We start from the raw sequence: 15,550 nt of genomic DNA on the forward strand, positions 1-15,550 counted from the left end.
CCGGCGCGGGAGGTTGCCCGTGGGGGTCGACGGCAGGAGGAGAGACGTCATGGGCATCGCCACGGTGAACCCCGCGACGGGCGCGACGCTGCGTACCTACGAGGCCCACGGGCCGGAGGAGGTCGAGCGGCGCATCGCCGCCGCACACGAGGCGTACCGCCAGTACCGCACCACCTCCTTCGCCGAGCGCGCCCGCCTCCTGCGCGCCGCGGCCACGCTCCTCGACGAGGACACCGACGACATCGCGCACACCATGACCGTCGAGATGGGCAAGCCGATCGCCGCCGCCCGCGCGGAGGCCGGCAAGTGCGCCAAGGCCATGCGCTGGTACGCCCACAACGCCGAGAAGCTCCTCGCCGACGAGCACCCCGCGGAGAGCGACGTCCAGGACTCCGGCGCGGACAGGGCCCGCGTGCACTACCGGCCCCTCGGCCCGATCCTCGCGGTCATGCCGTGGAACTTCCCGCTCTGGCAGGTGATCCGCTTCGCCGCGCCCGCGCTCATGGCGGGCAACACCGGCCTCCTGAAGCACGCCTCCAACGTGCCGCAGACCGCGCTCTACCTGGGCGACCTCTTCCGGCGCGCCGGATTCCCCGAGGGCTGCTTCCAGACCCTCCTCATCGGCTCGGGCGACGTCGAGCGCGTCCTGCGGGACCCCAGGGTCGTCGCCGCCACCCTCACCGGCAGTGAACCCGCCGGCCGGGCCGTGGCCGCCGTCGCGGGGGACGAGGTGAAGAAGACCGTCCTGGAACTCGGCGGCAGCGACCCGTTCATCGTCATGCCGTCCGCGGACATCGTCGCGGCGGTGAAGACGGCCGTCACCGCGCGCGTCCAGAACAACGGCCAGTCCTGCATCGCCGCCAAGCGGTTCATCGTCCACCAGAACGTGTACGACGACTTCTCCGAGCGCTTCACTGCCGCCATGAACGCCCTCACCGTCGGCGATCCCCTCGACGAGTCCACCGACGTCGGCCCCCTCGCCACCGAGCAGGGCAGGACCGACCTGGAGGAACTCGTCGACGACGCGGTACGGCGGGGTGCCGCCGCCCTGTGCGGCGGCCGGCGCCCCGAGGACCCGGAGCTCGCGAACGGCTGGTACTACCGGCCCACCGTGCTCGTCGGCATCACCCCGGAGATGCGGATCCACCACGAGGAGGCCTTCGGGCCGGTCGCCACCGTCTACCCGGTCCGCGACATCGACGAGGCCGTGACCGTGGCCAACGACTCCCCGTTCGGACTCAGTTCGAACGTGTGGACCCGCTCTCAGGAGGACATCGCCTTCTTCGTCCGCGACCTGGAGGCCGGGGGCGTCTTCGTCAACGGCATGACGGCCTCGCACCCCGCCCTGCCCTTCGGCGGGATCAAGCGCTCCGGATACGGCCGCGAGCTGTCCGGCCACGGCATCCGCGAGTTCTGCAACGCGACGACGGTCTGGCAGCGCGCCTGACGCATGCTCAGGACCGTGCCCACTGCGACAGACGGTCCGCCGGCCAGGTGTTGATCACCCGCTCCTCCGGCACTCCGCACTCCTCGGCCCGCGCGCAGCCGAGGATCTGCCACTCCAGCTGCCCGGGCGCGTGGGCGTCCGTGTCCACCGCGAAGTACGTGCCCGCCGCCACCGCGAGCCGCAGCAGCCGCCGCGGCGGATCGAGCCGTTCCGGGCGGCTGTTGATCTCGACGGCCGTGTCCGACCCGGCGCACGCGGCGAACACCCGCTCCGCGTCGAACTCCGACTCCGGCCGCAGCCGCCCGCCCGCCACCAGACGGCCCGTGCAGTGCCCGAGGACGTCCATCAGCGGGTTGCGGACGGCCCGTTCGAGACGGCGGGTCATCGCCTTCGCGTCCATCCGGAGCTTCGAGTGGACCGAACCGACCACCAGGTCCAGACGGTCGAGCAGCTCCGGCTCCTGGTCGAGCGAACCGTCGTCCAGGATGTCGCACTCGATCCCCGTGAGCAGCCGGAAGGGCGCCCACTCCTCGTTCAGCCGCGCCACCACGTCCAGTTGCTCCCGCAGCCGCTCCGGCGACAGGCCACGCGCCACCGTGAGCCGGGGCGAATGGTCGGTGAGCACCGCCCACTCGTGGCCGAGAGCCGCCGCCGCCCGCCCCATGTCCTCGATCGTGGCGCCACCGTCGGACCAGTCCGAATGGAGGTGGCAGTCGCCGCGCAGCGCCGCCCGCAGCGCCTCGCCCCCGACCGCCGGACCGTCGGACCGCAGGGACTCCTCCAGCTCTCCCTCAAGGACCGCCAGGTACTCGGGGACCCGGCCGTCGAGCGCCTCGCGCACCACCGCCGCCGTCTTCGGCCCGATCCCCTTCACCGACTCCAGGGTGCCCGCCGCCGCGCGCCGGGCCGCCTCGCCCTCCGGCAGGGCGCCCACGGCAGCCGCGGCCGTACGGAACGCCCGCGCCCGATAGCCCGGCGCCTGAGCGCGCTCCAGCAGGAACGCGATCCGGTTCAGCGCGGCCACGGGATCCACGGCGCCCCCTCAGCCGCCGCCCGGCCCGGCACCCGCCACGAGCGGAGCCGGCTCGATCTCGCACCACACCGCCTTGCCCTCGCCGCGCGGCTCGACGCCCCACCGGGACGCGAGCGCGTCGAGCAGGAGCAGTCCCCGCCCCGACGTCGCGGCCTCACCAGGGGTACGCCGCCGGGGCCAGGCGCTCGACCGGTCCTGCACCGAGAGCCGTACCCGCCGCACCGGCTCCGGCAGCACCTCCAGGGTGAGCACCGCGCCGCCCTCGGTGTGCAGCAGGACGTTGACGAGCAGTTCGCCCGTCAACAGCTCGGCGTCGTCGGCCAGTTCCGGCAGACCCCAGTCGCGCAGCGCCTGCCCCACGGCCGCCCGCGCGTCCGAGAGCCCCTGCGGGTCGGCCTGGTGGATGTACTGGTGGATCCGCGGAGCCCGGGGAGTGCCCGGGTCCGGGCTGCGCCGGAGCACGAGGAGCGCGACGTCGTCACCGGAACCCCACCGCTCCCACAGCCGCTCGGAGAGGTGGTCGGCGAGCGCCTCCGCCTGTGGCGGGCCGCTGCTGATCGCTTCCGAAAGGACGTCGAGACCGGTCTCGATGTCCGAGCCGGGCTGCTCGACGAGTCCGTCCGTGCAGAGCACGAGCGTCTCCCCGGGCACCAGGTCGAGCCGTGTCTCCGGGAACTCCTCGTCGCCGAACACGGTCGCGAGCCCCAGCGGCAGCCCGCCGCGCAGCTTGGGCTGCCCGACGCGGCCGTCGGTGTGCCGGATCAGCGGCCCGAGATGCCCGGCCCGTACCGCACGCAGCGTGCCGCTCCCCAGGTCCACCTGCGCGTACGTGCAGGTGGCGAAGCGATTGGTGTCCAGCTCGGCGAGGAACCGGGAGGCACGCGCCAGCACGGTCGACGGGGCGTGCCCCTCACCCGCGTACGCCCGTAGCGCGATCCGCAACTGGCCCATGATGGCGGCGGCGTGCGTGTCGTGGCCCTGGACGTCGCCGACGACGATCCCGACCCGGCCGCGGGGCAGCGGGATCACGTCGTACCAGTCGCCGCCGACCTGCCGCCCGCTCCACGCCGCGTGGTACCGCACGGCGATCTCGCCACCGGTGAACTGGGGGATCCGGCGCGGCAGCATCGTCGCCTGGAGCCCCGTCGCGAGCTCCCGCTCCTCGTCGAAGAGGATCGCCCGCTGGAGCGACTGGGCGACGATCGCCGCGAGACCGAGCGCGAGGTTCCGCTCGTCGGGGTTGAAGGCCGAACGGCCCCGGTAGAACAGCGCCATGCCGCCCAGCGAACGGGCCTGCGCCACCAGGGGCAGGTAACAGGCGGACCGGAACTGCAGCCGGGACAGGTACGGCGCCAGCTCGGGGAAGTCCCGCCCGAGCGACTGGAAGGACGAGACGAACCGCGGCCGGCCGCTCAGCACCGCCTCGGCCAGCGGGAGCCCCCGGTCCAGCCGCCGCGTGCGGAAGTCGTTCAGGGCGTCGAGGGACTCGCCGCTGAGCGCGATCACGTTGAGCGAGCCGTTCTCGACGAGCCCGAGCGCCAGCCCCTCCGCGCCGAGCCGGGCGAGCCCGCCGGGACCGGTCAGGGCGGCGGTCACGTCGTCCACCGTCACCGCACGCGACAGCGCGTTCGTCGTCCGCTCGACGATGCTCGTCTGCACCTCGCGCCGCTTCTCCAGTTCCAGTACGAAAGCGGTGTGCGACACCTCGGCGGTCGTGTCCCGCACGACCCCGACGATCCGCTGGGCCCGGCCGTCCGGCTTGCGCAGGATCCGTGCCTGCACGTGCGTCCAATGGGGTGCGCCCTCGGCCTGCGGGATCGGGAAGTGCGCGTTGTACGACACCGATCCGCCCTTCACCGCCTCCCGGACGATGCCTTCGAGCCGGGTCCGCTCCTCGGGCGCCAGGCGCGCGACCAGCGTCGCCGGGCGGCCGTCGTAGGCGTCCGGGGACAGCCCGAAGACCAGCAGCCCGGACTCGTCGACATCGATCGTGCCCGTGTCGAGATCCCAGTCGAAGCTGCCGGTCCGGTTCATGGCGAGCCGCTCGGCGGGCCCGATCTCGCCACTGCGCGTAAGCCGGTCGTCATCGGTCATCCCCCCCATTGTCGAACCCGTACCCCGCGGACGCCATGGCGGTGACACGGCGTGGCGCAAGTTCGCCTCGAAGGCCGGGCGCCGGGGCTCCGCCGGCGGCGGGGCAGAATGGGCCGGTGCAGCCGTCCTACCGTGTTCTCGGTCCCTGTCAGGCGCTCCGTTCCCACGACGGGACGGAGGCCGTGCTGAACGGTGCCAGGCTCCGGGCGCTGCTCACCGCGCTCGCCGCCGGCGCCGCGGACACCCCGGGCGGGGTGGTCGCCACGGACCGGACCGGCGGAGCGGGAGCGGGGAGGGCGTTGAGCGCCGGCGCGCTGATCGCCCAGGTGTGGGCCGACGACGACCCGGCCGCCCGGCTGGACCGGACGGCCGCGCTCCAGGCCCTGGTGGGCCGCCTGCGCCGGGTCCTCGGACATGAGGCCGTCCTCTCCGCGCCCGGCGGCTACCGGCTGTCCGCCGATCCGGACGCCGTCGACCTGCACCGCTTCGAACGGCTCGCCGCCGAAGGTTCGGCCGCCCTCGCCGACGGGGACGCCGTCCGGGCCGCAGCCCTCCTCGACGAGGCACTCGGCCTCTGGCGCGGACCCGCCCTCGCGGACCTGCCCGGCCGGGACACCGACCCCCTCGTCGTACGGCTCGAACAACGGCACGCGCGGGCGCGCCGCGACCGGTACGCGGCCGACCTGGCCCTGGGGCGCGCCCAGGACGTCCTCGCGCCGCTCGCGGCCCTCGCGGCCGCACACCCGCTCGACGAGCCCGTCCAGGCCCTGCGGATCCGGGCCCTGCGGGCCGCCGGACGCCCCGCGGAGGCCCTCGCCGCGTACGAGGAGGTGCGCGCCGGCCTCGCCGACCGGCTGGGGACGGACCCGGGACCCGAACTGCGCGCCCTGCACGCCGCGCTCCTCGGCGCGCCCGAGCCCGCGCGCACTCCCGCGCCCGGCCTCCCGTCGGACCGGAGGGGGCGCCTGCCCGCCCGGCTGACCTCGTTCATCGGCCGCGACGCCGAGCTCGGCGCACTCGCCGCCGGATGGGCCGACCGGCGGCTCGTCACCCTCACGGGACCGGGGGGCGTCGGCAAGACCCGGCTCGCCCTGGAAGCGGCCGAGACCTTCGAGGGCGGACCGGTCCACGTCGCCGAACTCGCCTCCGTACGGGAGGAGTCCTCGGTCGCGGCGGCCGTCCTCAGCGCGCTCGGGGCCCGCGAGACCCAGCTGTGGAACGGTCCGGCCGTCGCCGAGGCCGCCGGACCGAAGGGCGTGCTCGCCCACCTGGTCGAGTACTGCGCCGGGCGCCGGATGCTCCTCGTCCTCGACAACTGCGAGCACGTGATCGCCGCGGCGGCGGAGCTCGCGGAGACCCTCCTCACCCGGTGCCCCGGCGTCACGGTCCTGGCCACGAGCCGGGAGCCGTTGGGGGTGCCGGGGGAGGCACTCAGTCCGCTGGGGCCGTTGCCGACGGAGACGGCGCTGCGGCTCCTCGGCGAGCGGGGCGCGGCGGCGCGGCCGGGCTTCCGGGTCGGGGACGACGCGGCGGCCGCCGAGGAGGTGTGCCGCCGCCTCGACGGACTGCCGCTGGCGATCGAGCTGGCGGCGGCGCGGCTGCGGATGCTGTCGGTGCGGCAGATCGCGGACCGCCTGGACGACCGCTTCCGGTTGCTGACGTCGGGTGCCCGGACGGTGCTGCCGCGTCAGCAGACGCTGCGGGCGGTCGTGGACTGGTCGTGGGAGCTGCTCGACGCCGCCGAACGGGCCGTGCTGCGGCGGCTCGCGGTGTTCACGGGCGGATGTGACCTGGCGGCGGCCGAGGCGGTGTGCGCCGAGGGGGCGAAGGGCGCGGGCACGGACGTACTGGACGCACTGGGTGCCCTCGTCGACAAGTCGCTCCTCGTCTCCGCCCCCGGCGACGCCGGCATGCGCTACCGCCTCCTGGAGACGGTGGCCGAGTACGCGGGGGAGCGGCTCGACGAGGCCGGCGAGCGGGCCGCGACCGAGCGGCGCCACCTCACGTACTACCGCGAGCTCGCCCGCCGTACCGACCCCGAGCTCCGCGGCTCCGGACAGGTCGCCGCCATCTCGCGCCTGGAGCGCGAGCACGGCAACCTGCGGGCCGCCCTGCGCACCGCTGTGGCCGTCGGCGACGAGCAGGAGGCGCTCTGCCTCGTCCACTCCCTGAGCTGGTTCTGGCAGCTGCGGAACCATCGGACGGACGCCCGGACGTGGGCGGCGACGGCCGCCGGGCTCGGCCCCGACCCGTTCCAGGAGCCCGTCCGCCCGGCCGAGCCCTTCGAGGGCCGCTGCGTGGACGTGCCGCCGCCCTGGACGGGCGAGCGGCTCCGGGAGGCCCGTCGCGGCGGCCGGCTCTACGCGCTCGCGACCGAGGGCGGCCACGGCGCCACCTCCCTCGAACGGCCCGAGACCCGCGCCCGGCTCACCGCCCTCGTCGCCTCGTACCGCCCCGGCCTCCCGCAGACCTGCCGCCAGCCGGGGGCGATGTGGTTCTTCGCCCGCCTGATGACGGGGGAGCTCGCGGGCCTCGACGAGGCGCTGACGCTGACCGTCGAGGCCTGCCGCGACCACGGGACCGGCTGGGATCTCGGCTTCGCCCTCCTCATGAGGGGGAAACTCCTCGGCCACGGCCCCGAGGACGCCGACGAGGCACTCGCCTTCTTCGAGGCCGCCGAGGACGCCTGGGGCATCGCGGAGTCCCTCTCGGCACGGGGCGAGGCCTACGAGCGCGCCGGCCGGCTCCCCGAGGCCGCCGCCGACTTCGAACGGGCCGCCCACGCCGCCGCCCTCGTCGGCGCCCGCTCCCAGGTGCCGCTCTTCACCGCGCGCCTCGCGGCCGTACGCCTCCGGCTCGGCCCGGGGGACGAGTCGGCCGAACGGCTCCTGGCCGAGGCCGCCGACGAGGCGGGCGAGTGGGGAGCCGAGGCCGCCGGCACCGGCCGGCTGCTCCTCACCCAGCACTACGGCCACACCGGGCGCACGGCCCTGGCCCGCGCGCAGCTCACCCGGCTGGAGGAGGAGTTCGGCGAGCACACCCCGACGCTCTTCTGGGGCCTGGCAGGCGGGATGTGGGCCTGGCTCGACTGCCTGGACGGCGCCCACGACCGGGCCCTGGAGCGCCTGGCCCGCGCCGTCGTCGACCTGGAGACCCTCGCCCACCTGGTCGCGCCCTACCTCGTCGTCGCCCAGTTCGCGACGGCCGCCTGGGCCCGCGGCGGCCGGGGCGGACCGGGCGACGCGGAGACCGGAGCCGGGCTCCTCGGCGCGTACGACACCCACATCGGCCCGCCGACCGGAGGCGGCTTCCGCCCCTTCGCCCCGCAGACGGAGACCGCGATCCGCGCCCGCGCCGAGCAGGCGGTCCGCGCGCGCCTCACCCCCGAGGCGTACACCCGCCACTACGCGGAGGGCACGAAGCTCACCCTCGACACCGCGGTGGCCCTCGTCCACCGGCCCGAGGTGACGCATTCCGATGCCTGATCGCCACCCGTACCGCATCACGTCCCGGCGAGGGGACCTCAGCGTGATCTGGCAGGCCGGAGAAGGCGACGACCCCGACACGCTCGCCCTCGACGAGAGCGGACGGCTCCTCGCCTGCCACGCCGTCGAGACCCTCGGGACGTACGCTGCCGACCGCGGCTGGGACCTCGTGGCGGAGTCCGGACCGGACGGACCGGCCTCCCTCGACCTCGACGCCGTGCGCACATGGGTCGACGGCCGTCGCGACCGCCCCGCGCCGACGGGGCCGCTCCTGGAGGCGTGGAACTTCTTCGAGGACCTCGCGCGCAGTGTCGTGGCGGACCGCCCGCTCCCCTCGCAGGGCGCCGTGCACGACGCCGCGTACGAGAAGCTCTTCGGCACCGGCGGCGCGGCGGCGTGGACGGACGAGGAGGCGGCCGCAGCGAGCGGCCTCCTGCGCGCCGGGCTCGGGCTCTGGGAGGACGCGGCGCGCGGCGCCCTCACGCCGGACGCGTTCCTCCTCAGCCGGCCGCCGGGCGCTCCCGGGCCTCCGCGCGGTCCTCGGGGGCAGGGGCGTCCTCCTGGGAGAGGCGGCGGCGCCAGTAGCCGGTGAAGAGGACCGCCCGGCGGTCGACGCCCCGCTCCTCCACGAGATGCCGGCGCAGCCCGCGAACCGCCGAGGCCTCGCCCGCGAGCCAGACGGACGGGCTGCCGGGCGGCAGCGCCCCGGCGCGGACGGCGTCGGCCGGCGGCACACCGGGAGGCAGCAGCCCCACGGTGAGGTCTCCGTGCGTCGCCAGGGGCTGTACGTCCGCCGGGTCGTCGACCTGGACGTACGCGAGGGCCCGCCGGCCCGCCGGGAGCGCGGCGACGACCGTGGCGAGGGCGGGCACCGCGCACGCGTCGGCGTACAGGAGCGTCCGGTCGCCCGCGCCGGGGTCGAAGGGCACCGCGAACGCGGCGGACGGCCCGACCCACCCTCCCGGGCCCCGTCGACACGCCACGGACACCCGCCCGACACGGGAGGGCGGGGAGCACCACACGGGAGGGCGGGGAGCACCACACGGGAGGGCGGCGAGCGTCCCGGATGCGCTCCCGACGACCGGACACGAGAATGGCGAGTGCCGGAAGAACACGTAGGAGGCGGCATGAACGCTGAGCCCGACAAGACGTCCATGGGGGATCGCCCGACGCCCGACCGGCTGCTCCATGCCGGGTCGGAGGGCGAGTTCACGGCGGAGGACCTGGTCCTCGCCTCCGGTCGTGACGTGAATCCGAAGACCCTCGCCTGGGCCGAACGCCGAATGGAGCAGAAGGGGCGTGCCTCCATGGACGAGCTCCTGCCCTAGGCCAAGACGTCCGCACCCGTTCGTCTCTCTTGTCCCCTCGGCCCCGGATCGGCTTGTCCGAACCGGGGCCGTGGCCTTCCACATTTGTGAAACACGTTCTACCGTGGCCGCCGTCGCAGACGCGCCGCCACGGGAGGACCCGCATGCACCTCGAGTACACGCCCGCCCAGAACAGCCTGCGCGCCGAGCTGCGTGCGTACTTCTCCGAGCTCGTCCCGGACGACGTCCACACCCGCTACGAGGACCCCGCGGCACAGAAGCGCTTCTACCGGGAGACCGTGCGCAGGCTCGGCGCGGACGGCTGGCTCGGGGTCGGCTGGCCCACCGAGTACGGAGGGCGCGGACTCTCCCCGATGGAGCAGTTCATCTTCTTCGACGAGGCCGCCCAGGCCGGCGTACCCCTGCCGCTCATGGCCCTGAACACCGTCGGGCCGACGATCATGCGGTACGGCACCGAGGAGCAGAAGGCGCACTTCCTGCCCCGCATCCTCTCCGGCGAGATCGACTTCGCCATCGGCTACAGCGAGCCGGACGCGGGCACCGACCTGGCCGCGCTGAAGACCCGCGCGGTACGGGAGGGGGACACGTACGTCGTCAACGGCCAGAAGATCTGGACGACGAACGGCGACACCGCCGACTGGGTCTGGCTCGCCGTCCGCACCGACGTCGACGCCCCGCCCCACAAGGGCATCACCATGCTCCTCGTCCCGACGAGCGACCCCGGCTACTCCTGCACGATCATCAACACCCTCGCCTCGCACGACACGACCGCGAGCTACTACGACAACATCCGTGTCCCCGTGTCACGCCGCGTCGGCGAGGAGAACAAGGGCTGGCGCCTCATCACGAACCAGCTCAACCACGAGCGCGTGACGCTCGCGGCCCATGGCACGATGGCGATCCGCGCCCTCCACGACGTACAGCGCTGGGCCGCCGACACCCGGCTCACCGACGGCCGGCGCGTCCTGGACCTCCCGTGGGTCCGCCGCACGCTCGCCCGCACCCACGCCCGGCTCGACGCGATGAAGCTCCTCAACTGGCAGATGGTCAACGCCGTCCAGCACGGCACCCTCACCCCCCAGGACGCCTCCGCCGTCAAGGTCTACGGCTCCGAGGCCCGCCGCGACGCGTACGCGGCCCTCATGGAGGTCGTCGGCGCGGCGGGCGCCCTCAAGGAGGGCTCGGCGGGTGCGGTCCTCCACGGCGAACTGGAGCGCGGCTACCGCTCGGCCGTCATCTTCACCTTCGGCGGCGGCAACAACGAGATCCAGCGCGAGATCATCTCCTGGATCGGCCTGGGCATGCCCCGCGTCCGCCGCTGAGAGCGGGCGCGGTGGCGGTCACGCCCCGAAGCGGTGGCGGCGTGGTGGGACCTTCACCACCCGCGGCCGTGACAGAGTCGGTGAGACCTTGAAGCGGCGGGGGAGAGGAGCCTCGTGTCGCAGCCCGCCCGACCCGGCGATCCGGGGTGGCGCCGTTGGGTACCTGGAGCGCCTGGGATCGCTGTCCTCGCCCGCTACGAGCGCTCCTGGCTGCGTGGCGACCTGCTGGCGGGCGTGACCGTCGTGGCGTATCTCGTGCCGCAGGTCATGGCATACGCGACCGTGGCGGGGCTGCCGCCTGTCGCAGGGCTGTGGGCGATTCTGCCCGCACTGGTGCTGTACGCCGTGCTCGGCTCGTCGCGGCTGTTGTCGGTCGGGCCGGAGTCGACGACCGCACTCATGACCGCCACCGTTGTCGCGCCGCTCGCAGCCGGGGACCCTGTGCGATATGCCGTACTGGCGGCCGCGCTGGCGGTCGCGGTCGGGCTGCTGTGCCTGGTGGCGTGCGCGGCCAGGCTCGGCTTCCTCGCCGATCTCCTCTCGCGGCCGGTCCTGGTCGGCTATCTCGCGGGTGTGGCGCTGATCATGATCGTGGATCAGCTGCCGAAGGTGACGGGCGTGAGCACCACCGGGTCGGGCTTCCTTCCGCAGCTGGTGTCCTTCGCGCAGAACCTGCCCGAGGCCCAGCCCGCCACCATCGCCCTCGCTGGCACCGCCCTCGTCCTCCTCGTCGCCCTTCCGCTCGTCCTCCGTGCGGTGCCTGGGCCGCTGGTGGTGGTCGGACTCGGAACCGTGGCCGTGGCGGCGTTCGGCCTGGACGAGCACGGCATCGCCGTGATCGGAGCGGTGCCGACGGGACTGCCCCATCCGGCTCTGCCGGACTTCGACGAGCTGTCCCGGCTGATGGTTCCGGCGCTCGGGATCCTCCTCGTGGGCTACACGGATGTGATCCTCACCGCGCGTGCCTTCGCCACCGGCGACGAGGTCGGGCGCCTGGACGCCAACCAGGAGCTGCTGGCCCTGGGCGCCGCGAATCTCGGCGCGGGCGTCCTGAGCGGGTTCCCGGTGAGCAGCAGTGCCAGCCGCACCGCGCTGGCGGACTCCACAGGCGCGCGAAGTCAGGTGTACTCCCTGACCGCCGGCGCGGTCGTTCTCGCCGTACTGCTGTTCCTCAGCCCGCTGCTGAGCCTCACTCCGGTTGCCGTGCTGGGCGCCCTGGTCATCTACGCCGCCGTCAAGATGATCGACCTGGCGGGATTTCGGCGGCTGGCCTCCTTTCGTCGCAGGGAACTCCTGCTGGCCGTCGGCTGCCTGTGCGGCGTGCTGTCCCTGGACATTCTGTACGGGGTGCTGGTGGCGGTCGGTCTGTCGGTGGCCGAGCTTCTGACGCGGGTGGCGCGCCCGCACGATGCCGTCCAGGGGCTGGTCCCGGGCGTGGCCGGCATGCACGACGTCGACGACTATCCGGAGGCTCGTACGATTCCCGGGCTGCTTGTCTATCGGTACGACTCGCCGCTGTTCTTCGCCAACGCGGAGAACTTCCGCCGCCGTGCACTGGCCGCCGTCGCAGAGCAGCCTGGGCCGGTCCACTGGTTCGTGCTCAACACCGAGGCCAATGTGGAGGTGGACATCACCGCGCTGGACTCCGTCGACGAGCTGCGCCGCGAACTGTCCGCGCGCGGCATCGTGTTCGCGCTGGCACGTGTGAAGCAGGACCTGCTCGACGATCTCGACGCCTACGGGCTGGCCGAGTCCGTCGGCGACGATCTGATCTTTCCCACACTGCCCACGGCGGTGGCCGCGTACGAGGACTGGCACCGCGCCCGAGGAGACGCTTCTCCGGAGTAGGAGTCGCCGCCGTTCAGCCGGTTGCTGCGCAGCGCAGTGAGGCTCGCGCGGCCCTTCATTCGGTGACGCGGACCGCGAGTGCCGGGCGGATGGCGGCGGCACGGCGGGCAGGCCCGATCGTGGCGAGGAGCGACGCGGCGAAGGTGGCTGCGGCCAGGGCGCAGATGCTGGCCCATTCGACCGGGAAACCTCCTTCGAGGCCCTCGAACGCGGCGCTGTTGCTGTACATCAGCCAGGTGGTGAGCACGCCGAGGAGGGATCCGAGGACGATTCCCTCCAGGGCGATGAAGGCGCTCTCCCAGAGGAACGACCGCTGGACGGTCCGTGCCCGGAAGCCCAGGGCCCGCAGGATTCCGATGGTGCGGCGGCGTTCGCGTACGGCTCGGACCATGACGACGCCGAGGCCGGTGATGCCCACACCGAGGCCCAGGGCGAGGAAGCCCTGCATGAGACGGAAGAAGGCGGTGCTGGAGTCGAACTGTCGGCGGATGTCCGACTCTATGGGTGTGGCGACCAGGCTGGACGAGAGTTGCTCGCCCTGAAGTCGGGTCGCCAGGGCGTCGGGGGACGTTCCGGGGTCGGTTCTCACCAGTGCGGAGGCGTTCTGTGCCTGGGCGCCGAAGAGCTCGCGCGTCGCCTGCTCGCTCAGCACCACGGGGTAGGTGGTCGAACTGGCGCCGGTGCCGGGGTAGAAGACGAGTCCGTTGCTGAGTACGCCGGCGATGACCTTCTGTTCGCTGCGGCCCGTTCTGGGGTCCGTCAGGGTGAGGCTGTCCCCGGGGTCGTAGTAGTCGCCGGCCGGGCCGCCGGTACTGCCGAAGAAGCCGTCCAGCACGACGTAGCGGGGGTCGGAGGCGAGGGCCTGCCATACGGCGGCGTCGTTGTTCAGGCCGGGCAGGCGTTCCCGGAACGTGATGCCGGTGATCGCTTCGTCGGGCACGCCGACGACGGCGGCGTCCAGCGGCCGAGGGCTGCGGTGTCCCGGGTCGGTGGCCCGCCCCGTGGCGTTGAGCAGCGGCGTGACGGCGGCGATCCCGGCGGCCGACGGGCCACTGCGGAGTTCGGGGACGAGGCGGTCGCCGGCGACCTGTGGGTTGTAGTCCAGGCGCAGGGAGTATCCGGCGGTGGCATCGGCGACGACTCCGTCGACCCCGGCACGGATGATGCCCGAGATCTCCGTCAGGAGCACGAGGACGAACACGATGAGGGTGTACATCACCAGCGTCGCGCCGGTCCTGAACCGCTTGGCCAGCGGATACGCGACCGCGAGCCGCGCCGCCAGGCCGCCCTCTGTCGGGCGCTGGAGGAGCCGTCGTACGGGGCGCAGCAGGATCTTCTGGTTGTTGCTGACGAGCACCACGGCGGAGAAGGCGGCCAGGGCGCCCTGGATGACGTACACGGACATCGAGGGGGTGTCGAAGATCCGGGGGCGGATGACAGGTGCCAGGAGCGTCCAGGCGAGGACGACTCCCGCGACCAGGGTGGTGGCCGTGTGACGAGGGAGGACACGCAGCAAGGCAGGAGTGGCGAAGGCGAGCGCGAGTGCCGGCATGAGGTAGGTCGCGTCGGGCTGGCTGCGCGCCACGGCCGGGACGGCCACCAGCGCGCACAGGACGGCCAGGGCCGTGGAGATCGCGAGGAGACGGCGGCGTGGGCCCCGGCCGGGCGTGGCGGGGAGGTCGCGGATCGCGGCGATGATGTTGAACCTGCTGATGCGCACACTTGTCGCCAGGATGGCCGCGAAGGCGATGAGCAGCCCCATGGCCAGTCCGTTGAGGACGCTGGTGGGAGTGATGGCGAACGCGATGCGGAGGCTGCTTCCGCCGACCGACCAGCCCTGGAAGATCTGCGCCGCCACCACGGCGACGCCCCAGCCGACGGCGACCCCGAGCGCCACTCCCGGCAGCGCGGACAACAGCGCGTAGGCGGCCCCTTCGAGAGTGAACGACCCGACGAGCCGCGAGCGCTTCATCCCCACTGCCCGCACCATGCCCATCTGGGACTTCCGCTCCTCGCCGAGCATCACGAAGATGTTCACCAGGAGCAGGGCGCCCGCGATGATGCTGAAACTGCCGATCATGAGGAACAGGGCTCCGAGGGAGTCACCGGCCTGCTTGGCGTCGCGCAGGACCGTCTGCTTCGGCGTCTCGACCGCCGTCTGCCCGGCGAGCGGGCCCAGGGCCTTCCGGATGTCGGTGGTCACCCGGTCGGTCAGGGCTTCGCCGCTTTCGACGCCGCCGCGGTTGGACACGAAGGTGACCGAGCGCGGCTCCGCACCGGCGGCCCGGGCGGCGGAATCCAGGGCCCCCGGTGGCAGGAACACGTCGCGGTTCAACCTGCCGCCCAGGCCCACGCCGGCCAGACCCTGCTCCGGCACGACACGCTCGACCCTGTACGTCTGCGGTGTCCCGAACAGGTACACCGTGACCGGATCCCCGGCTCCCACGCTCAGGGACTGGGCCAGCGGCTCGTTGACCACGACCTGGCCGGGCTTCGGGTTCGGCCCGCCGAGACCGGAGTCTCCCCCCGGTGCGCCGAAGCGTGCGGCCTTGTCGAAGTCCATCTGCCAGGCCAGTACGCGCGGCTCCGCCGCCGTACGGTCGTCGGCGGTGCTGACGGCCGATGCCTGGGTGGCCTGGGCGTTCAGGACTCCGTCGACGTCGGGATCGTCCGCCAGAGCGGCCAGCCGTTCGGTGACGGCGCGCCCGGTCGGCCCGGGGGGTGCGACGACGCGCTCGTCCACCGGTCCCAGGGTGCGGTACGCCTCCTGGCGTACGGAGAAGTTCAAGGTGTCGCCGACGACCAGGGCCCCGATGACGATGGCCGTGCCGAGCATCGACCCGCCGATCACCAGCGCTGCCTCGGTGCGTCGGCGGGCGACCTGCCGGAAGGCCAGCCGCCGTGACACCGGCTGCCGGACGGCGACCACCACCAGGGCCGCGAGGGCGAGCGCGAGGGCGGTGAGCAGTGGGATGAGGAGGTTCGGGTACATG

The 15,550-nt window shown here is 73.6% G+C and carries 10 protein-coding genes; 6 read left to right on the forward strand and 4 right to left on the reverse strand.

The genetic code is table 11. The annotated features are described in order from the left end of the window. Nucleotides 1-49: 49 nt before the first annotated feature. Entirely contained in the window at nucleotides 50-1,447 is a 1,398-nt protein-coding gene (locus tag DEJ46_RS36135; RefSeq protein ID WP_150273216.1) for an NADP-dependent succinic semialdehyde dehydrogenase, read from the forward strand. A gap of 7 nt (nucleotides 1,448-1,454) precedes the next feature. Here the strand turns inward: DEJ46_RS36135 and DEJ46_RS36140 are convergent, their stop codons facing one another. Next, nucleotides 1,455-2,480 carry a PHP domain-containing protein gene (locus DEJ46_RS36140; RefSeq protein ID WP_150273218.1) on the reverse strand — a complete coding sequence of 342 codons (1,026 nt, stop codon included), beginning with the start codon at nucleotides 2,478-2,480 and terminating at the stop codon, nucleotides 1,455-1,457. A 9-nt stretch (nucleotides 2,481-2,489) separates the two neighbouring features. Then, a complete protein-coding gene (locus tag DEJ46_RS36145) occupies nucleotides 2,490-4,574 on the reverse strand; it encodes a SpoIIE family protein phosphatase (RefSeq protein WP_150273220.1) in 2,085 nt (694 codons plus the stop codon). Nucleotides 4,575-4,609: 35 nt separating this feature from the next. On the opposite strand from DEJ46_RS36145, the gene DEJ46_RS36150 reads away from it, so the two are divergent. Both DEJ46_RS36150 and DEJ46_RS36155 read left to right on the forward strand, forming a co-directional pair. Further along, entirely contained in the window at nucleotides 4,610-8,059 is a 3,450-nt protein-coding gene (locus DEJ46_RS36150) for an ATP-binding protein (protein ID WP_150273221.1), read from the forward strand. Then, complete coding sequence (locus tag DEJ46_RS36155) at nucleotides 8,052-8,651, forward strand: hypothetical protein (protein WP_190623069.1); 600 nt, start codon at nucleotides 8,052-8,054, stop codon at nucleotides 8,649-8,651. Before DEJ46_RS36150 ends, DEJ46_RS36155 begins: the two co-directional genes overlap by 8 nt. On the opposite strand, the gene DEJ46_RS40260 is transcribed toward DEJ46_RS36155, so the two are convergent. Then, the gene (locus DEJ46_RS40260) at nucleotides 8,560-8,988 is read right to left on the reverse strand and encodes a siderophore-interacting protein (protein ID WP_223835356.1); all 429 of its coding nucleotides are present in this window, start codon (nucleotides 8,986-8,988) and stop codon (nucleotides 8,560-8,562) included. The genes DEJ46_RS36155 and DEJ46_RS40260 overlap by 92 nt on opposite strands. 198 nt (nucleotides 8,989-9,186) lie before the next feature. On the opposite strand from DEJ46_RS40260, the gene DEJ46_RS36165 reads away from it, so the two are divergent. The 3 genes from DEJ46_RS36165 to DEJ46_RS36175 all read left to right on the forward strand — a co-directional run bounded on the left by DEJ46_RS36165 (nucleotide 9,187) and on the right by DEJ46_RS36175 (nucleotide 12,557). Further along, nucleotides 9,187-9,387: a hypothetical protein gene (locus DEJ46_RS36165; RefSeq protein ID WP_150273225.1), complete on the forward strand. Its 201-nt coding sequence runs from the start codon at nucleotides 9,187-9,189 to the stop codon at nucleotides 9,385-9,387. Nucleotides 9,388-9,530: 143 nt separating this feature from the next. Further along, complete coding sequence (locus tag DEJ46_RS36170; RefSeq protein WP_150273226.1) at nucleotides 9,531-10,709, forward strand: acyl-CoA dehydrogenase family protein; 1,179 nt, start codon at nucleotides 9,531-9,533, stop codon at nucleotides 10,707-10,709. Between the two features lie 114 nt (nucleotides 10,710-10,823). Beyond that, complete coding sequence (locus tag DEJ46_RS36175) at nucleotides 10,824-12,557, forward strand: sulfate permease (RefSeq protein WP_190623071.1); 1,734 nt, start codon at nucleotides 10,824-10,826, stop codon at nucleotides 12,555-12,557. A gap of 55 nt (nucleotides 12,558-12,612) precedes the next feature. Here DEJ46_RS36175 and DEJ46_RS36180 read toward each other — a convergent pair whose 3' ends face one another. Continuing rightward, nucleotides 12,613-15,549: an FtsX-like permease family protein gene (locus tag DEJ46_RS36180; protein ID WP_150273228.1), complete on the reverse strand. Its 2,937-nt coding sequence runs from the start codon at nucleotides 15,547-15,549 to the stop codon at nucleotides 12,613-12,615. Nucleotide 15,550 lies beyond the last annotated feature (1 nt).

The organism is Streptomyces venezuelae (genome assembly GCF_008642375.1).
GTDB lineage: Bacteria > Actinomycetota > Actinomycetes > Streptomycetales > Streptomycetaceae > Streptomyces > Streptomyces venezuelae_G.